The organism is Humibacillus xanthopallidus (assembly GCF_044793955.1).
Classification (GTDB): domain Bacteria; phylum Actinomycetota; class Actinomycetes; order Actinomycetales; family Dermatophilaceae; genus Humibacillus; species Humibacillus xanthopallidus_C.
The window spans coordinates 3,571,245-3,588,671 of record NZ_CP084995.1; the positions used below are offsets into that span (position 1 = coordinate 3,571,245).

Consider the following 17,427-nt stretch of genomic DNA (forward strand, 5'->3'; position numbering starts at 1 on the left):
TTGTCGGCGCGTGACAGCCGCGCTGTCAGTCCACTTTCGGGACTGGGTGGCGGCGCGGGCGCGGCGGATGCTGGAACGACGGGCGGGCAGCGAGGGGCTGCCGAGATCGCCTCGACCAGGGAGGAACCCAGCATGACCACGCACACCCAGGCACCACCGACGGCCGACGACGCGGCCCTCAAGGCCAAGCATGCCGCGATGTGGGCACTCGGCGACTATGCCGCCGTCGCCCGCGAGCTCATCCCGGAGCTCGGCCACGTCCTCGTCGACGCCTGCGACATCGGTCCGGGGCAACGCGTCCTCGACGTCGCCGCCGGCACCGGCAACGTCGCGATCCCCGCCACCCGCGCGGGCGCGGAGGTCACCGCCAGCGACCTCGCGCCCGAGCTGCTCGACATCGGCCGCCGCCTCGCCGAGGACGTCGGGCTGGCGCTCGAGTGGCGCCGCGCCGACGCCGAGGCGCTGCCCTTCGGCGACGCGTCCTTCGACGTCGTCACCTCGAGCGTCGGCGTGATGTTCGCGCCGCACCACCAGGTCGCCGCCGACGAACTCGTGCGCGTGCTCCGGCCGGGCGGCCGGCTGGGGCTCGTCGCGTGGACGCCCGCCGGCTTCATCGGGCAGATGTTCGCCACCATGAAGCCGTATGCCGCCCCGCCGCCTCCCGGGGCCCAGCCCCCGCCGCTGTGGGGCGACGAGAGCCACGTGCGCGCGCTGCTCGGCGACCGGATCGACGCCGTCGCGACCGAGAAGCGGTCGGTGACGGTGCACTTCGCCCGGCCCGAGGACTTCCGCGACTTCTTCAAGCGCGCCTACGGCCCGACGATCGTCACCTACCGCGGCATCGCCGACGACCCTGACAGGGTCGCGGCCCTCGACTCCGCCCTGTCGGAGCTAGCCCGAGCGGCCATGGACGAGCGCGGCTGGATGCGCTGGGAGTACCTGCTCCTCACCGCCACCCGCACCGGCTGAGCACCACGGCCACGACAGCGGCGTCCGGCACGCGAGTGCCGGACGCCGACTGCGCTCCCCGGTGTTCCCCGGTGTTCCCCCTGTGTCCCCTGTGTCCCCTGACGCTCCCCCCGGTGCGGCCCGGGCTCAGGACGCCTGGGCCGCGAAGAAGATGCCCGCGATGCTGTCGCCGTAGGCGACGAAGAAGTGGTCGACGCCTTTGCCGTCAGCCGACTTCGTGGCCAGTGCCTCCAGCTCGTTCATCGACCGCGGGATCGTGAAGCGCTCGAAGACGGTGAAGCTGAGCGGCACGCCCTTCTCGGCGGACATGGCGAGAGCTGTCGAGACCTGAGCATCCGTCAGCGGCTCGCCACCGAGGAAGTGGTGGCCACTGCGGTAGAGCTCCTCGAGCTGGAGCGTGTACCAGTTCGCCGAGTGGCTGGCGCCTGCGTTGCCCTGGTCCGAGCGGCCCACGATGTAGCACTCGTGGGCCGACGCGGCCCCAGCGCCCGCGGCCACAAGCGCCGTCGTCAGGGCGAGTGTCGCAGCAGTCCTGCGCAACATTTCCTACCTCCAGTTCCGGGCGCCATCTGGTGTTCGCGCCGTCCTGAAGAGATTGCCGCCGGGCGGGCCTCGGATACCACGCACGGCGTTCGCACGTTCCGACTGTACGAGCAGTGTGCGAGACCTAGACTCCCCGCGTGACGGACCTCGAAGCATCCGAGCAGGACGGCGTCTCGCACCCGCGGGAGCCGTTCGGTCACGTGCTGCGCCGACTGCGGCAGGCGCAGGGTTGGACGCAGGAGGAGCTCGCGGAGCGCGCCGGGATGACCTCGCACGGCATCAGTGCCCTCGAGCGAGGGCTGCGCTCGCGGCCCTACCCACACACGGTGCGGTCACTGGAGAGCGCCTTGTCTCTCGGGCCGGCCGACCGGGCGTTGCTGCGCGCAGCCGTGCCCTCGCGCACGCCACCCGTACGCGTCCAGTCCCCCGCGCAGACAGGGCCGGGCCGCGAGGACGGCGCGCACCGTCGAGGACACGGGCTCGACCGTCTCCCAACGGAGCTCACGCCCCTCGTGGGCCGCGAGGCCGACGTCAAGGCGGTCCTCAGCCTGCTGCGCACGACCGGCGCCCGACTGGTCACGCTGACCGGGACGGGTGGCGTGGGCAAGAGCCGACTGGCCACCGCTGTCGCGCGGGCGGCGATCGACGACCACGACGGCGTCGTCATGGTGCACCTGGCCCCTGTCGAGGACGACACGCTGGTCATCCCGACCATCGGCCGGGCCCTGGGGCTGCACGCGGTCGAGGGCTCCGACGACACCGTGGTCGCGGCCCTGAGAGACCGTCGCCTCCTGCTGGTGCTCGACAACCTCGAGCAGCTGTCGGGGGTCGGCCTCGTCGTGGCCAGACTGCTCGAAGAGTGCGACGGGCTGGTCGTCCTCGCCACGAGCCGCGCCGCGCTACGCATCCGCGGGGAGGTGGAGCACGCTGTCCAACCCCTGGCGACGCCGAGCGGGGTCGGCGGCATGGCGGAGGTCGAGGCAGCTCCGGCCGGACTACTTCTGCTGACCCGGGCCCGAGCCGTCTCACCGGGTTTTGGGACGAGCCCCGACGACGCTGCCGCAGTCGCTGCGCTCTGTCGTCGACTGGCGGGCATACCTCTGGCGTTGGAGCTCGCCGCCGCCCGAGCCCGGCTTTTGTCCCCTCAGCTCCTGCTCGAACGCCTCGACGACGCCATGACCCACGCGGGCGCCGTCGATCTCCCGGAGCGCCAGCGCACGATGCGGGCGACGCTCGACTGGAGCTATCGGCTGCTGAGCGATGCGGAGCGTCGCCTCTATCGCCGGCTGGCAGTCTTCGTCGGCGGCGCCACGCTCGACGCCGTCGAGCAGGTGGCCGACGACCTCGGCGACGTGCTGGCCCTGCTCGAGAAGCTCATCGAGCACTCGCTCGTGCACGCGACCCCGCTTCCCGACGGGAAGTCGCGGTACTCGATGCTCGAGCCGGTGCACCAGCACGCGGCCTTGCTCCTCACCGACGACGAGGCGCTGCTCGCACGGACGCGTCACGCATCGGTCTTCCGCGAGCGCGCCCGCGAGGCCGCCCCTCACTACGAGGGCCGCGACCAAGTGGTCTGGCTCGAGCAGTCCGAGCGCGATGCAGCGAACTTCGCCGCCGCGACGGACCACTGGCTCGCCCAGGACGATGGAGAGCACGCCGGGGAGATGGTGTGGCACCTCTGGCTCTTCTGGTGGCTCCGCGGTCACCTCCGTCAGGGTCGGCGCCTGGCCGAGGGCGCCATCGCCCTGGAGATGGCCCCGCGGACGCGGGTCCGAGCCATGCTGACCGCCGCGTCGATGGCGTTCGCCCAAGGTGACATCAGCGTGAGCGAGCACCGCTGGGCGATCGCGCGTGAGGTCGCGCTCGACGCCGACGACACGCTCGGTCACGCTTACGCCGAGGCCGGCGAGGGACTGGCGGCCCTCGCGTCCGGTGACGTGCTGAAGGCCCGATCGCACTTCCTCCGTGCCTTCGACGCGGTGGGATCGGACGATCCCGAGGCGGACTGGATTCTCGGCCTGACCCACGTCTGGCTGGGCACGGTCCACCTGCTCCGGGGCGAGCCCGATGCGGCAGTGGACCGGTGCGAGCAGGGCCTGGCCCGGGCGCGGCGACGCGGCGACCGCCTGACGACCTACGTCGCCCTCTACGGTCTGACCCAGGCCGCGCTGGCCCTCGGTCGCTCCGAGGAGGCTCGCGGCCTGCTCTCCGAGGGCATCGAGCTCTCGGACGAGACCGGTGACCTCGCCAACCTCTCGTTCTTCCTCGAGAGCCTCGCCGTCGTCGAGGGCTCCCATGGCGACCACGCGCGAGCTGCCGTGCTGCTCGGCGCCTCCGCCGCGATGCGCGACCGGGTCGGATCCGCCGTCTACGGCTACTACCTGCCGGACCCGACCCTCCGGGCCGTCGCGGAACGAGAGGCGCAGGAGTCACTCGGCGCCGTCGCCTTCGAGGCCGAAGTGACGCACGGGCGATCCCTCACGCCGGAGGAGGCGGTCAGCCTGGCAGTCGGCGACCCGCGTAGCGCTCGTAGCCAGCGCACCGGCTGACGGATCGCCGGACGCAAGGAGAGGCGCCACTCGCTCGGGGGTCCGAGTGGCGCCTCTTCACCCCCTCCATCGCGCGTGCGGCCGGTGGCGTTACAGCCCGGCCCGGTTTCTTTTTCGCCCGACGGGCCGACCCTCGTGGCCCCAGGTCGGTCCGCCTCAGCGTCCGGTCGTCGTGACGCGGAAGCCGCTGAAGACGCCCTCGGCGCCCTGCCCGAAGGAGCGCTCCGCGGGTGACAACGAGACGCTGTATGCCGCCGAGTCGGGTGAGCACGCCCCGGCACCCGGGCTCGTGGTGGGGGGCGAGCAGCCGTACTGGAAGGGGAAGGCGTCCAGCAGGCTGAAGAGTCCGTGTCCGATCGACAACGAGTTGATCTGGTCCGCCAGCTTCTCGCCCTTGCCCAACGACGGGTAGGTGCCCGTCCAGGCGTACCTGTTGCCCTGCTGGTCGAGCGGGATGCCGACGTTGGTGACCGTCGCGACAACCTGACCGTCGAGTGCATAGGCGACGTTGGACTGACCGGCGCTGCGCGAGAACGAGATCGCGACGTGGTGGGTCTGCCCCGGCTCGAGCGGGATGTTCTTGATGATCTGGGTGTAGGCCTTGTCGAGACCGACCTCCGTGGCGCCGGGGCAACCGGGGTTGCTCGTGTTGCCGGTCACGGAGGTGGGCAGCCGCTCGATGAGCGGGAACGCCGACCCGCCGGCGACGAACCAGTCGAAGAGCTGGCCCGTGCAGAAGTCGATCATGTTGAGCACGACACCCGCCTGCTGGCCCTCGAGCACCGTCGCGGTGTAGGGCCGGGCATCGGGGTCGGCGAGACTCCAGGCCCCGGGTGGTCCGTAGACGCCTTCCACCACGTGACCCGGCGTGGCGCCCGGCGTGCTGGCAGCGATGTCGACCTCGAACGTGACCGTGCCGACCTTGGGCACGGTGAAGGTCTGCGTGCTGATCCCGATGTACTTGAGGTGGTCGAAGACGCTGAAGTCGGTGCCCGGCTTGAAGGGAACGTCGCTCAGCGTGACCGCCCCCGAGGGATCGACCTGCGGGACCACCCCGTCGAGGGGGCCGTAGGGATTGACCCACCGGGCGGCATACTCCGTTGCGTCGTGGGAGTCGTAGTCGACGACGGCGACGGGCACGGCCGCCGTCGCGAGGGCACCCGCCTGCTGCGGCGCGAGGACCGCGACCGTCACGGCAGCTGCGCCGGCGGCAGCGGAGAGCAGGACGCGGCGCGAGCGCCGAGGTCGCTGGACGGGACGCATGGGTGGGCTCCTTCGCGCGGTGACACCGGTCGGCTGCTGACGGATGTATGCCGCCAACCGGGCACTGTCGCCACAGCTGCCCCACGAGCGGCTCAGTCGACCATGCTTCGCCCCGTGCGACGGGCCGACAATGGTCACCGCTGTCCACCGCGATGACTAGTCCGTGCCGACCCCGTGGTGGCGCACGACACTGCCGATCGCGCCAGCGCGACGCCTCCGCCGGGTTAATCTCGAAAGAGAGGCTCCACAGACCCGAGGAGGTGTCGTGAGCACCCTGGCCCCTCAGCTGATCTCCCTGCACGGCCACGCGCTGTCCTATGTCGACAGCGGCAGCGGTGATGCCGTGCTCTTCGTCCACGGGCTGCTCGGGTCCCACTCGAACTGGGCCCACCTCATCGACCGGCTCGATGACCGCAACCGGGTCATCGTGCCCGACCTCTTCGGCCACGGCGCCTCGGCCAACCCGGGCGGCGACTACTCGCTCGCCACCCATGCGGCGACGCTGCGCGACCTCATCGACCGCCTCGGCATCGACCGGGTGACGCTCGTCGGGCACTCGCTCGGTGGTGGGATCTCGCTGGAGTTCTGCTACCTCTTCCCCGAGCGGGTCGAGCGGCTCGTGCTCGTCGGCAGCGGCGGCCTCGGCCGGGAGGTCAACCCGGCCCTCCGTGCGGCCACGTTGCCCGGGGCCGAGTGGGTGCTGCCCGCGCTGGCCTCGGGGTGGGTGCGCGGCCGGGTCGAGACGGTGGGCAAGACCCTGGCCAAGACCGGCTGGCGGGCCAGCAACGACATGCGCGCCGCCTGGGAGGGCTTCGCCCGGCTCAGCGACGCCGACAGCCGGCGCGCCTTCCTCGCGACGACGCGAGCGGTCATCGACGCCGGGGGCCAGAGCGTCACGGCGCAGGACTACCTCCCCGACCTCGTCGACATCCCGGTGCTGGTCGTGTGGGGCACCAACGACATGGTCATCCCTGCGGAGCATGCGGCGCGTGCCAAGGAGGCCATCCCCGGCTGCCGGGTCGAGCTCTTCGACGGCGCCGGGCACTTCCCCCACCTCGACGACCCCGACCGCTTCGCCGTGCTGGTCCGCGACTTCATCGCGACGACCGGGCCGGGGCACGAGGTCACCGAGTCAGCGAGCTGACGTGCCGAGAGGGCGCCTCCGACGGAGGCGCCCTCTCGGGTGCTGGCCGTCACGACCGCGGTGACACCGCGGCGACGACCTGACGATCACGTTTCGGTCAGGCAGCCCGGGCCGAGCTGCTCTCAGTGCGCGGCGTGGCAGGCAGCATCGGGAGGACCTTGGCGCGCGCCTTGCGACCGAAGTCGTTGGGCAGCGACAGGCGGATGACCTTCTTCCACGCCGACGCGACCTGACGCGGCAGCGATCCCGTCGTGTAGGTGAGGCCGTACTTCTGGAAGAGCGCCTGCACCTGCGGGGCGATCTCCTGGTAGCGGTTGCTCGGCAGGTCGGGGAAGAGGTGGTGCTCGATCTGGAAGCTGAGGTTGCCCGTCATGAAGTGCATGGCCTTGCTGCCGCTGATGTTGGCCGAGCCGAGCATCTGGCGCAGGTACCACTCACCGCGGGTCTCGCCGACGATCGACTTGCGCTCGAAAGTCTCGACGCCCTCGGGGAAGTGGCCGCACATGATGACCGAGTGGGTCCAGAGGTTGCGGATGAGGTTGGCGGTCGCGTTGGCGGCCAGGGTGTTGAGGAAGGACGGCCCCGACAGCAGCGGGTGGATGACGTAGTCCTTCGTCACCTGGTTGCGGATCTTCTTCAGCGTGACCTTGGCGCGCGCCTGGAACTCGGGGTTCTGACGGCGCTCCTTGGTTGCGAGGTTCTTGCCGAGCTCGAGGTCGTAGGCCGCGATGCCGTACTCGAAGAAGCAGGCGTTGACGAAGTTCCACAGCGGCTGGGCGGTGTAGAAGGGCACCCAGCGCTGGTCCTCGTCGACGCGCATGATGCCGTAGCCGAGGTCGTTGTCCTTGCCGATGACGTTGGTGTAGGTGTGGTGCAGCTCGTTGTGCGAGTGCTTCCACTGCTCCGACGGGCTGGCGTTGTCCCACTCCCAGGTGGTCGAGTGGATCTTGGTGTCACGCATCCAGTCCCACTGGCCGTGCATGACGTTGTGCCCGATCTCCATGTTCTCGATGATCTTGGCGACCGCGAGCCCCGCCGTGCCGGCGACCCACGCCGGCGGGAACATCGAGACGAGCAGGATGGCGCGGCTACCGAGCTCGAGCTTGCGCTGCACGTCGATGACCCTGCGGATGTAGGCGGCGTCGTCGGCTCCACGCGTGTCGATCACGGACTGGCGGATCGCGTCGAGCTCGACACCGAGCTGCTCGATGTCCTCGGGCGTGAGGTGGCCGACGGGGTTGTGGGCCTTCTTCTGCAGGACGGTCATGGCACTTCCTCAGGTCGTGGGTGGAGCAGTGTCGAACGGGATGGTCGCGAGGGGTCGCGGTGTGGTCAGTGGTCGATGAGGCAGGGGCCGGCAGCGGCCGAGATGCACGTCTGGATCGGCACGCCGCTGCCCTCGGTCTCGCCGGGCGTCGCGGTCGTGACGGCGCCGGTGCGCAGGTCGCGCACGGCGCCCTCGCGCAGCGGCAGCACGCAACCGAAGCAGATGCCCATCCGGCACCCGGAGGGCATCAGCACCCCGGCGGCCTCGGCGGCGTCGAGGATGGGAGTCGCGCCGTCGGCGTCGACGGTGGTGCCCGAGCCGGTGAAGTCGACGGTGCCGCCCTCGCCGACGACGAGCGTCGTGACGCGGAACTGCTCGGTGAGCAGCTCCAGCCCACGCGCGTCGTGGTGCTGCTGGAGCGCGTCGAGCAGTCCGCCGGGCCCGCAGGCCAGGGTCTGGCGCTCGTGCAGGTCGGGCACGAGGGTCTCGAGATCGGCGACGTCGAGCACGCCGTGCTCGTCGTCGTAGCGCGCGACGAGGCGGATCAGGCCCGCCTCGTCGAGCGCGCGGAGGTTGTCGATGAAGATCGAGTCGGGCTCGCTGGGTGCCACGTGCACCACGACGATGTCGTATGCCGCCGAGCGGGCCAGGCGCACGACGCCGGCGTCGGCGACGGGGAAGAGGTTGCGGAGCATCCCGATGACCGGGGTGACGCCGGAGCCGGCGGTGACGAAGAGGAACTTGCCGCCCTCGGTCGGCAGGACGAACTCGCCCTGCGCCTGCTCGAGGTGCACGAGGGTGCCCGGTCGTGACTCGCGCACGAGGTGGGTGCTGACGAGGCCGTCCGGCACCGCCTTGACGGTGATGGAGATGTTGCCGTCGGCGCGCGGGCCGTGGGTGAGCGAGTAGGCCCGCCACTGCCGGATGCCGTCGACGTCGACACCGATGCGCACGTACTGCCCCGGCACGTGGCCGGCCCAGTCGGCGCCGGGCCGGATGACGATCGTTGCGGCGTCGGAGGTCTCGGGGTGGACCTCGACGATGCGGCCGCGCAGGTCGGCGCCGGGGCGCAGCGGGTCGAAGAGGTCGAGGTAGTCGGCCGGCAGCAGCGGGGTCGTCGCACGCTCGGCCAGCATGACCAGCCGTCGGCGCAGCGACGTTCGGTCGGGTCGGGTGGAGGGTGCGGTCAGGCTCATGTCTTCAGCATGACTGACGGTCAAGGGTAAGATCCTGACCGCTGGGCGTGAAGCGCTCAGGAACTCTTGTGCGGAGGAGACAAATCATGCCCGCCAGCGTGAGCAGCGCCACAGTGCGCGGGGCCGCCGCCCTCCAGATGGACGTCTCGGTGCTGCGCGTCCTGCGTGAACGCCTCCCCGCCATCGCGACCACGACGATGGCGGCGGTGGTCGAGGAGGTCCCCGACTACACCGGCGCTCTCGGCGGCTCGGCGGGCGACACGATCGAGAAGGCCGTGCAGATGGCGATCGCCGGCTTCCTCAAGCTCGCCGCCGGCGGCCGCGACGTCGACCCGAGCACGCCCCTCGGCCCGACCCGCGAAGGTGCCTACGCGCTCGGGAGGGGGGAGGCGCGGGGCGGACGGTCGATGGACAGCCTGCTCGCGGCATACCGCGTCGGGGCCCGGGTGTCGTGGCGCGAGCTGGCGCAGGCGGCGGCGGAGGCGGGCCTGCCCGCGACGACGATGGCGAAGTTCGCCGAGCTGCTCTTCGCCTACATCGACGAGCTCTCGGCGGCGAGCGTGGCCGGACACACCGACGAGCTGACGACGAGTGGGCGGGTGCGCGACCGCTACCGCGAGCGGCTGGGCCAGCATCTGCTCGCCGGCGCGGGGGCCGACGTGCTGACCGCGGCAGCGGCGCGCGCCGAGTGGACTCCCCCGACCTCGCTGACGGCGGTGCTGCTGCCTGCCGCCGAGGCGCGACGCGCCCTGGCGCCGCTCGGGGCTGCAACCCTGGCCGTCGGCGAGGACCTCCAGGGCATCGACGTCGACGTCGACCACCCGCTCACGCTGCTGCTCGTGCCCGACGCCGACGGCCCCGGGCGCCGTCACCTGCTGCGGGTGCTCGGTGGTCGCCACGCCGTCGTCGGCCCAGCGCGGCCGTGGATCGACGCGCGCTCCTCCTACGACCGCGCGGCGCGCACCCTGGCGCTGCGCCGGACGTCGCGTAGCGGCGACCCCGTCGACAGCGAGCAGCACCTGGCCGACCTCGTGCTCACCGCCGACCCGGATGCCCTGGCCGACCTGCGGGCGCAGGTGCTCGAGCCACTCGCCGACCTGTCACCTGCGACTCAGGACCGGCTCGCCGAGACGCTGCTCTCCTGGCTGCTCCACCAGGGCCGGCGCGACGACGTCGCCGCTGAGCTGCACGTCCACGCCCAGACGGTGCGCTACCGGATGGGGCAGGTGCGCGAGCTCTATGGCGACAGCCTCGGCGACCCCGTCGTCGTGCGCGCACTGGTCCTCGCCCTCTCCGCGGGCAGCATCGCTCAGCGGGGAGCCAGCTGAGCAATGGTTGATCGGGAGGCGGAGCGAGAGGTGGAGCGAAAGGTGGAGCGAAAGGTGGAGCAGGCATGGGTCGAGTTCGACGCGCTCGTCGAGGTGCTGCCGTGGGGGCGCAGCCTCTACACGATCCTGCGCGTGGACGGAGCGCTCGAGAGCGCCGCCAAGGCCGCTCGCACCCGTCGGGTCGAGGGCACGATCAACGAGGTGCCGGTCAATGTCGGGGTGAACCGGGCCGATGTCATTCGCGACGCCTTCATGTATGCCGGAAAGGGACTCCAGCGCCGGCTGGGCGTTCGGCCCGGCGACGTCGTGCACTGTCGCCTGCGCCCCGCAGATCCGGACGACGTTCCGCTCCCCGAGGACATCCACCGGGCTCTCACCGACAGCGGTCGCCTCGCCGCCTTCGAAGGCAGGACGCCTCCCGAGCGGCGGCGACTGCTGCAACCCATCGAGGAGGCAGTCAAGCCGGAGACTCGCGAGCAGCGCATCGCCGCCTTGCTGCGGTCCCTCCCGCCTGACTGAACCTGCAGATCAGGACACGCTTCGTCGCGATGTCGACCTAGGACACCTGCTGGAGGGTGTAGCAGGCGATGAGCGCGGAGGCCCTGCGCGCCGGATCGCCGCTCTGCACGGCCTCGACGAGGTCGCCGTAGAGGTCCAGCGTCGCGGTGTAGACGCTCTCGAGCTCAGACTGGGTCAGCCCCTCCAACTGACCGGCCAACGACGCGTAGAGCTCCTGCTCGGTCGTGATCTCACCGTTCAGCGCATCGCAGGCCGACCCGAGCGCGATCTCACGGATCTCGTTGTCGGTGCGGGCGGCGACCTGCCGCGCCGACGCCATCCACCGCGCCCACTGGGGCTGCTCATCGGCCTGCCCGGCGGCTGCGCGGATCGCGTCCTCGCTGACGGCACCGACCCGGGCCATGCGTGCCACGTCATCCGCGCTCAGCTCCACGACCTGGCTGCCCATTCCCCCGATCGCGACCGCGGCCTGGTCTGCTGCCCCGGCGGCGACACGCACGCCACCGCCACCACAACCGCCGAGCACCACGGCAGCCAGGAGGGCCGCCAGAACGAGAGAACGCCGCATACCTCGAGTGTGGTCCGGCAGGGCCGCTCACCGCAGCCGATCGGAAGGGCCCTGCAGCCGCGACCCGGGGACACGGCCGGGCCCCACGCAGGTGGCCGCTCGGCAGCACGAGCGCAGCAGCTGGATCGCGGCTAGTGTCGCCGAGCATGGACATGCTGACGGGCGACAAGATCGCCGAGGCCGAGCTGACCGACTGGCGCAAGCTGGCCCAGGGACTGCATGCCCGCTACCTCGTCGGAGACTTCGGCGCCGGCGCACGGTTCGTCGCTGCGGTGGGCGAGGCGGGTGACGAGCTCGGACACCACCCGACCGTCTCGATCGGCGAGGGACGCGTCGACCTCAAGCTGGTCAGCGCCGACGCCATCTACCGCGACGACGAGGGCACCGAGCACGTCGTCGAGTGGGTGACGCAGCAGGACGTCGACCTCGCCCGACGGATCACCGACATCGCCGCCGAGCACCAGCTTGACGCCGACCCGGCCTCGGTCAGCGTCATCGAGCTCGGCCTCGACACGGCGCGCTCCGCGACCATCGCGCCGGTGTGGGCCGCCCTGCTGACCGGGGACGCCGAGGCCCAGGGTCGCGGCACCCCCAGCGACGAGATCCGCGACGCCACGGGACGGGTCCCCAACCTGTGGTTCGGCGACGCCGACGAGCACGAGGCCCCGCGCCAGCGGTTCCACCTCGAGGTCTACGTGGCGCCCGAGGTGGCGGCGCAACGCATCGCCGCCGCCGTCGCCGCGGGCGGGACCGTCGTCGACGACAGCGACGCGCCGTCGCTCACCGTGATCGCCGACCAGGACGGCAACACGGGAGTCCTGTGCGTCGCCGCGCCCCCTGCGCCAAAGGACTGAGCCACCGACTCGTGTGACCCGCGGCCTGACCGCGGGTCACCCGTTGGAGCGCTGCGGATCGTCCGGTCGGGGCGACCATCGGACTCAGGCGATGGCGGCGCGGACGACGAGGGCGAGGACCGGCCGGATGTCGCTGTCGTCGTGGCGAGCAACGCGGTGCAGGATCAGCCCCTCTGCGCACGCCATGATGGCCCGGGCCGACGCGCCGGTGTCGCTCGCGCCGAGGTCACGAAGGACCCCCTGAAGGGCCGCCTCCAGGATCGCCCGCCCCTGCCCCAGGGTCTCGCGCAGGGCGGGATTGTGGCTGGCCTCCATGAAGAGGACGAGCCGCGCGCTGGTCAGGGTCCGCTGGTCCTCGGTGGTGCGATCCAGGAGCGCTACAAGAGCGTCGAGGAGCTCTTCGGCCGATCGCGGGGCGAACGTGGCGCCCATGCCGGCGACCTCCCGCTCGAGGATGGCGTCGGCAACCCCCCTGAGCAGCGCGTCGCGCGTCCGGAAGTAGTTGGACGTCGACCCCGGCGGGAGCCCCGCCCGCACGTCGATCCGGCGATGGGTCAGCGCCTTCAGGCCTTGCGTGCCCAGCAGCTCGATGGCGACGTCCAGGGCGCGGTCGCGCAACGAGGTCATCCAGCCACTATAGGAGTAGTGACAACCAAGCACTACGGAGTAGTGTTCCGCTGCGTAGAGTCTCCTCCCGAGAAGGGCGCTCATCATGCCGTCAGTACTCATCACCGGAGCTGGCCGCGGCATCGGCGAAGCCATCGCGCTGCGACTGGCCGGCGCCGGGTGGACCGTCCTGGCCGGCGTCCGCAACGACTCCAGCGGTGACCGCCTGGCTGCCCAGGACGACCGCATCGCACCGGTCCTGCTCGACGTCACCAACGAGGCACACGTCGCCGCTCTGACCGACCGACTGCCCGACCGGTTGGACGCGGTGGTCAACAACGCCGGCATCGGGGTCCTGGGCCCTGTCGAGGCCGTCTCCATCCCGGAGTTCCGACGCCAGTTCGAGGTCAACCTCTTCGGCCAGGTCGCGGTCACCCAGGCCGTGCTCCCCCGGATCCGTGCCGCCAACGGCCGGATCGTGTTCGTCTCGTCGACCGGCGGCCGGGCACCGGTGCCGATGGAGGGGGCCTACTGCGCGTCGAAGTTCGCGCTCGAAGGACTCGCGGACGTCCTCAGGCTCGAGCTCCGGCCTTGGCACATCGACGTGTCCGTCGTGGAGCCCGGCCCCACCGACACCGGTCCTTGGCGTGAGATCCAGTCGATGCTTGCCGCCATGGAGCAGGGCATGTCGACCACCCACCGCGAGCTCTACGCACAACACATCAGCGGCATGCGCAAGCTGGTCAGTAGGCTCCAGTCCCGGACCGCGCCGCCGGACGTCGTCGCCCGGGTGGTCGAGCAAGCGCTGACCGCACGCCGCCCTCGGGCCCGCTACCCCGCCGGGGCCCAGGCCCGGGCGATGGTCACCATGAACGCGGTCCTGCCCACGCGGCTCAACGACGCCATCGGGGCCCGGCTCCTCGGCCTGCGGTAGCCACGAGCTGTGGCGGCAGGGTCATCACGACGTCGACGTTGGTTCCGTCCAGAGTGGTCGCGATCTCCCAGCCCGAGTGCCGCATCAGCCCGAGCACGGCCCGGTTCTCGGCAAGCACGGTCGCGGTGAAGTGCGTGATGCCGACCTCGGCGGCGAGTCGGGCGAGCTCTTGAACGAGTCGGGCGCCGATCCGGCGACGATGGTGACTGTCGGCGACTTCGAGGGCGACCTCTGCATGGTCGGGGTGCTCCGAGGATCGGAAGTACTGGGCGGCGCCGACGAGGTCGTCCCCGTCGAACGCCCCGACGGCCAGGTGCCCGGGGTTGACGGCGACGAAGCGCGCGATGTCAGCCGGGGCGAAAGAGCGCACGAGCCGGAAGTAGCGCTGATAGCACGACTGCGGTGACAGTCGTTGGAGAAGGTCGGTCATGTGCTGCGCGTCAGCTGGCGTGAGACTGCGCAGTCGGATGGGTCTGAGGCTGGCGTCGCGGGAGCGCCTGCGCGCTCCGGCGGCCTCCGCCGTGGCGGTGGGTTCGGGGTCGGGGCCGGCCCACATGATGAGCCGTTGCGCCTTCGTGAAGGGCGCAGCGATGACGGGGACGCGCATTGGTCTGCCTTCCTGTTCCAGGTCTGAGATCGGCGCCGCAGTCACGCCTCGGCTACCGCCCAACCGAGGGCGAGTCCGGGTCGAGACGTGGCCAGGCCTAGGCGATGGCCGTGCCGGCGATGTGAGTGTTGAACGGCAGGAATGGTGAGTGGATCCGGTAATGGCTGAGGTCGACGCTGGTGAAGCCAGCCGACTGGATCACGCCCGCGAGGTCTCGTTCGCAGGAGCAGCCCTCGAAGATCCACGCCCACGGTCGACGGACGATCCGCTGCGTCCAGCGCGTCGGCGTGCCACGCTCTGCCGCGACATGCTCGGCGAAGCTGAACCGGCCTCCGGGTCTCAGGACACGTCGGATCTCGGCGAGAACGGCATCGGGGTTGGAGACGCTGCACAAAACCAGGCTGGAGATGACGGCGTCGGCGCTCGTGTCGGGCAGGTCGATCCGTTCACCCACGACGCCGCGGATCTGGAGGTCGACGCCGTGCGAGCGGGCCGCCCGCCTGAGCCGCGTGTGCATGTGGCGGTTGGGTTCGATCGCGACCAGGCGCGCATCGACCGGCAGGTAGCGCATGTTCGCGCCGACTCCCGCTCCCAGTTCCACCACAGTCGGCGGGAGATCGGCAAAGGCTGCGGACTTGCGTGTGTGCATGTGCCAGTTGATGTAGCCGCCCATCACCCAGAAGAAGGCCGAGTTGAACCGGCCGCGGCCTGGATGCTCGTCGAACCCCGCGAGCTCCTCGACGTCCTCAGGCCGACGGATGCGGGTGGTCGTCACGGGGGCGGGTTGCTTGGTGCGAGTGGTCATGCATCGAGCGTGACGCTCGGCCCGTGACGTCGTCAGCAGTGGAAATACCGCACTTGAGCGGTCAGCCGGACGGGTTCGACGCGACGTACCAGGCTGCGATCTGGGCGCGGGATCGGAAGCCGAGCCGGGCACGAATCCGTTCGACGTGTGACTCGGCGGACCGCTCGGTGATCACCAGTTCCTCGGCGATCTGCCGATTCGACCAGCCCTGCGCCACCAGCCCGGCCACCTGTGTCTGGCGCGGCGTCAGCGCCGGCCTCGTCCTGAGGTCGAGCGGCGGCAGGCCCAGGCCGCGGCGCATCGCGTTCAGCACGGAGTGGGTGTCGCCAGCGAAGGGGATGTGCGTGCGACCTGCCAGCACCGTCAGCGTCGCGCCGTCGATGCCGGCGGCCAACCGCTCACCCTCCGCCAGCGGCACGGCGCGGTCATCCCGGCGGTGGATGACTGCGGTGGGTGCCCTGATCCGACCGAGATCGTCAGCGACGTCGATGTCGTAGCACGCGGCCAACAGCTGATGCGCCCAGGCGGCAGGTGCCGACTCCTGCTGGTAGCGCGAGAACATCGCGCGGAACCCGGCATCCGCGTCGGGGGCGAAGATCTCGGTCAGCACATCCGACGCGAGACCCCAATGCTGGTCGACCAGGCCCAGCACGTGCTCACGCACACCCGGCGCAGCCACCACGGCACCGTCGACCCACCCGCCGTAGAGCACCAGGTGCGTCACCGAGGTGGGATGACGAGCAGCCCACCTCACCGCCAGTGGCGCGCCGAAGGAGGCGCCGATCAGGTCGAAGCGGTCAGCACCGACCGCGGTCGCGACCGCGTGCAGCACCTCCAACTCCAGCTCGACGATGTCCGTGCGGCTGGTCGCCCCGGACAGACCGCATCCCGGTCTGTCGTAGCGCACGAGGGTCCGACCCTTCGCCAAGCCCTCGTAGAACAGGCGCTCAGCCGGCACCGCCCACCCGAGCTCGAGATGCGACACCCACCCCGGGACGTAGATCGCAACCGGACCTCTGCCGGCGACGGCGAACCGAATCGCCGTGCCGTCCTCGAGGCTGGCCGAGCCGAGCCGCTGCTCCACGAGCCACATTGTCCAGCCGAGCCAGCGGTCCACGGAAGTGGCCGGGCTCTGACCTGCGGCTTTACACGTTGAAGCGGAACTCCACGACGTCGCCGTCGCTCATGACGTAGTCCTTGCCCTCGATGCGCACCTTGCCAGCGGACTTCGCCGCCACCATCGATCCGGCCGCCACGAGGTCGTCGAAGCTGACGACCTCGGCCTTGATGAAGCCGCGCTGGAAGTCGGTGTGGATGACGCCGGCAGCCTGCGGAGCGGTCCAGCCCTTGCCGATCGTCCAGGCGCGCGACTCCTTGGGACCCGCCGTCAGGTAGGTCTGCAGCCCGAGGGTGTGGAAGCCCTGGCGCGCGAGCTGGTCGAGGCCCGACTCCTCGGCGCCGAAGCTCTGCAGCAGCTCCAGGGCCTCCTCGGGCTCCATCTCCATGAGGTCCATCTCGAGCTTCGCGTTGAGGAAGACCGAGTCGGCCGGCCCCGCGAGCGCGCGCAGCGATGCCTGCAGCTCGGCGTCAGCGAGCTGGTCCTCGTCGAGGTTGAAGACGTAGATGAACGGCTTGGTCGTCAGCAGGCCGAGCCCCTTGGCCTCGGTCAGGTCGACCCCGGCGGCCGGCCCCGCGGCATACAGCGTGTGACCCTCCTCGAGGACCTTCTGCGCGGCGGCGGCGTTGTCGAGCGCGACCTTGCGGTCCTTGTTGATGCGCGCCTCCTTCTCGAGGCGCGGCACGGCCTTCTCGAGGGTCTGGAGGTCGGCGAGGATGAGCTCGGTGTGGATCGTCTCGATGTCGCTGGCCGGGCTGACCTTGCCGTCGACGTGCACGACGTCGCCGTCCTCGAAGGCGCGAACGACCTGGCAGATGGCGTCGGCCTCGCGGATGTTGGCGAGGAACTTGTTGCCCAGGCCCTCACCCTCGCTGGCGCCGCGCACGATGCCCGCGATGTCGACGAAGCTCACCGTCGCGGGGAGGATCTTCTCCGAGCCGAAGATGCCGGCAAGCACCTTGAGGCGCGCGTCCGGCAGCGGGACCACGCCCACGTTGGGCTCGATCGTCGCGAACGGGTAGTTCGCGGCGAGCACGTTGTTCTTGGTCAGCGCGTTGAAGAGCGTCGACTTGCCGACGTTGGGGAGCCCGACGATTCCGATGGTGAGTGCCACGAGGACAAGAGTTTAGTGGCGTTCGCGGGCCTCGCCGACCACGA

The 17,427-nt window shown here is 70.9% G+C and carries 17 protein-coding genes; 7 read left to right on the forward strand and 10 right to left on the reverse strand.

Translation table 11 applies throughout. From position 1 onward, the window contains the following. Positions 1-132 precede the first annotated feature (132 nt). On the forward strand, positions 133-969 hold the full coding sequence (locus tag LG278_RS16020) for a class I SAM-dependent methyltransferase (protein WP_404388389.1): 837 nt from the start codon (positions 133-135) through the stop codon (positions 967-969). 126 nt (positions 970-1,095) lie between these two features. On the opposite strand, the gene LG278_RS16025 is transcribed toward LG278_RS16020, so the two are convergent. Further along, entirely contained in the window at positions 1,096-1,512 is a 417-nt protein-coding gene (locus tag LG278_RS16025) for a hypothetical protein (RefSeq protein ID WP_404388391.1), read from the reverse strand. A gap of 137 nt (positions 1,513-1,649) precedes the next feature. On the opposite strand from LG278_RS16025, the gene LG278_RS16030 reads away from it, so the two are divergent. Then, positions 1,650-4,061, forward strand: coding sequence for an ATP-binding protein (locus LG278_RS16030; RefSeq protein WP_404388393.1), 2,412 nt, complete (start codon positions 1,650-1,652; stop codon positions 4,059-4,061). A 156-nt stretch (positions 4,062-4,217) separates the two neighbouring features. Here the strand turns inward: LG278_RS16030 and LG278_RS16035 are convergent, their stop codons facing one another. Continuing rightward, on the reverse strand, positions 4,218-5,324 hold the full coding sequence (locus LG278_RS16035) for a DUF6081 family protein (RefSeq protein WP_404388395.1): 1,107 nt from the start codon (positions 5,322-5,324) through the stop codon (positions 4,218-4,220). Between the two features lie 265 nt (positions 5,325-5,589). On the opposite strand from LG278_RS16035, the gene LG278_RS16040 reads away from it, so the two are divergent. Then, a complete protein-coding gene (locus LG278_RS16040; protein ID WP_404388397.1) occupies positions 5,590-6,468 on the forward strand; it encodes an alpha/beta fold hydrolase in 879 nt (292 codons plus the stop codon). Positions 6,469-6,565: 97 nt separating this feature from the next. Here the strand turns inward: LG278_RS16040 and LG278_RS16045 are convergent, their stop codons facing one another. Then, positions 6,566-7,735, reverse strand: coding sequence for a fatty acid desaturase family protein (locus LG278_RS16045; RefSeq protein ID WP_404388401.1), 1,170 nt, complete (start codon positions 7,733-7,735; stop codon positions 6,566-6,568). 65 nt (positions 7,736-7,800) lie between these two features. Next, positions 7,801-8,931 (reverse strand): ferredoxin reductase, encoded by a 1,131-nt coding sequence (locus tag LG278_RS16050; RefSeq protein WP_404388403.1) that lies wholly within the window; start codon positions 8,929-8,931, stop codon positions 7,801-7,803. A gap of 86 nt (positions 8,932-9,017) precedes the next feature. Here LG278_RS16050 and LG278_RS16055 point away from each other — a divergent pair, with 86 nt between their 5' ends. Together LG278_RS16055 and LG278_RS16060 are read left to right on the forward strand one after the other, a co-directional pair. Next, positions 9,018-10,259 carry a PucR family transcriptional regulator gene (locus tag LG278_RS16055; protein ID WP_404388405.1) on the forward strand — a complete coding sequence of 414 codons (1,242 nt, stop codon included), beginning with the start codon at positions 9,018-9,020 and terminating at the stop codon, positions 10,257-10,259. A gap of 54 nt (positions 10,260-10,313) precedes the next feature. Then, positions 10,314-10,778: a YdeI/OmpD-associated family protein gene (locus LG278_RS16060; RefSeq protein ID WP_404388407.1), complete on the forward strand. Its 465-nt coding sequence runs from the start codon at positions 10,314-10,316 to the stop codon at positions 10,776-10,778. Positions 10,779-10,815: 37 nt separating this feature from the next. Here LG278_RS16060 and LG278_RS16065 read toward each other — a convergent pair whose 3' ends face one another. Further along, positions 10,816-11,346, reverse strand: a complete 531-nt coding sequence (locus LG278_RS16065; protein ID WP_404388409.1) for a hypothetical protein — start codon at positions 11,344-11,346, stop codon at positions 10,816-10,818. 146 nt (positions 11,347-11,492) lie between these two features. Here LG278_RS16065 and LG278_RS16070 point away from each other — a divergent pair, with 146 nt between their 5' ends. Next, entirely contained in the window at positions 11,493-12,200 is a 708-nt protein-coding gene (locus LG278_RS16070; protein WP_404388410.1) for a VOC family protein, read from the forward strand. A gap of 84 nt (positions 12,201-12,284) precedes the next feature. Here LG278_RS16070 and LG278_RS16075 read toward each other — a convergent pair whose 3' ends face one another. Then, positions 12,285-12,827 carry a TetR/AcrR family transcriptional regulator gene (locus tag LG278_RS16075; RefSeq protein ID WP_404388412.1) on the reverse strand — a complete coding sequence of 181 codons (543 nt, stop codon included), beginning with the start codon at positions 12,825-12,827 and terminating at the stop codon, positions 12,285-12,287. An 85-nt stretch (positions 12,828-12,912) separates the two neighbouring features. Between LG278_RS16075 and LG278_RS16080 the strand changes: the two genes are divergently transcribed. Beyond that, positions 12,913-13,740 (forward strand): SDR family oxidoreductase, encoded by an 828-nt coding sequence (locus tag LG278_RS16080; RefSeq protein WP_404388414.1) that lies wholly within the window; start codon positions 12,913-12,915, stop codon positions 13,738-13,740. On the opposite strand, the gene LG278_RS16085 is transcribed toward LG278_RS16080, so the two are convergent. The 4 genes from LG278_RS16085 to ychF all read right to left on the reverse strand — a co-directional run bounded on the left by LG278_RS16085 (position 13,700) and on the right by ychF (position 17,383). After that, positions 13,700-14,347 (reverse strand): GNAT family N-acetyltransferase, encoded by a 648-nt coding sequence (locus tag LG278_RS16085; RefSeq protein WP_404388416.1) that lies wholly within the window; start codon positions 14,345-14,347, stop codon positions 13,700-13,702. The genes LG278_RS16080 and LG278_RS16085 overlap by 41 nt on opposite strands. Before the next feature lie 97 nt (positions 14,348-14,444). Further along, complete coding sequence (locus tag LG278_RS16090; protein WP_404388418.1) at positions 14,445-15,152, reverse strand: class I SAM-dependent methyltransferase; 708 nt, start codon at positions 15,150-15,152, stop codon at positions 14,445-14,447. A gap of 61 nt (positions 15,153-15,213) precedes the next feature. Beyond that, positions 15,214-16,245, reverse strand: a complete 1,032-nt coding sequence (locus LG278_RS16095; RefSeq protein ID WP_404393688.1) for an alpha/beta fold hydrolase — start codon at positions 16,243-16,245, stop codon at positions 15,214-15,216. 52 nt (positions 16,246-16,297) lie between these two features. After that, entirely contained in the window at positions 16,298-17,383 is a 1,086-nt protein-coding gene (ychF, locus tag LG278_RS16100; RefSeq protein ID WP_404388420.1) for a redox-regulated ATPase YchF, read from the reverse strand. Between the last annotated feature and the right edge of the window lie 44 nt (positions 17,384-17,427).

Bases quoted from the DNA above. Each gene is read 5' to 3' on its own strand.
- LG278_RS16020 (WP_404388389.1), top strand. From the start codon at position 133: ATGACCACGCACACCCAGGCACCACCGACGGCCGACGACGCGGCCCTC.
- LG278_RS16025 (WP_404388391.1), bottom strand. From the start codon at position 1,512: ATGTTGCGCAGGACTGCTGCGACACTCGCCCTGACGACGGCGCTTGTG.
- LG278_RS16035 (WP_404388395.1), bottom strand. From the start codon at position 5,324: ATGCGTCCCGTCCAGCGACCTCGGCGCTCGCGCCGCGTCCTGCTCTCC.
- LG278_RS16045 (WP_404388401.1), bottom strand. From the start codon at position 7,735: ATGACCGTCCTGCAGAAGAAGGCCCACAACCCCGTCGGCCACCTCACG.
- LG278_RS16050 (WP_404388403.1), bottom strand. From the start codon at position 8,931: ATGAGCCTGACCGCACCCTCCACCCGACCCGACCGAACGTCGCTGCGC.
- LG278_RS16055 (WP_404388405.1), top strand. From the start codon at position 9,018: ATGCCCGCCAGCGTGAGCAGCGCCACAGTGCGCGGGGCCGCCGCCCTC.
- LG278_RS16065 (WP_404388409.1), bottom strand. From the start codon at position 11,346: ATGCGGCGTTCTCTCGTTCTGGCGGCCCTCCTGGCTGCCGTGGTGCTC.
- LG278_RS16070 (WP_404388410.1), top strand. From the start codon at position 11,493: ATGGACATGCTGACGGGCGACAAGATCGCCGAGGCCGAGCTGACCGAC.
- LG278_RS16075 (WP_404388412.1), bottom strand. From the start codon at position 12,827: ATGACCTCGTTGCGCGACCGCGCCCTGGACGTCGCCATCGAGCTGCTG.
- LG278_RS16080 (WP_404388414.1), top strand. From the start codon at position 12,913: ATGCCGTCAGTACTCATCACCGGAGCTGGCCGCGGCATCGGCGAAGCC.
- LG278_RS16085 (WP_404388416.1), bottom strand. From the start codon at position 14,347: ATGCGCGTCCCCGTCATCGCTGCGCCCTTCACGAAGGCGCAACGGCTC.
- LG278_RS16090 (WP_404388418.1), bottom strand. From the start codon at position 15,152: ATGACCACTCGCACCAAGCAACCCGCCCCCGTGACGACCACCCGCATC.
- LG278_RS16095 (WP_404393688.1), bottom strand. From the start codon at position 16,245: ATGTGGCTCGTGGAGCAGCGGCTCGGCTCGGCCAGCCTCGAGGACGGC.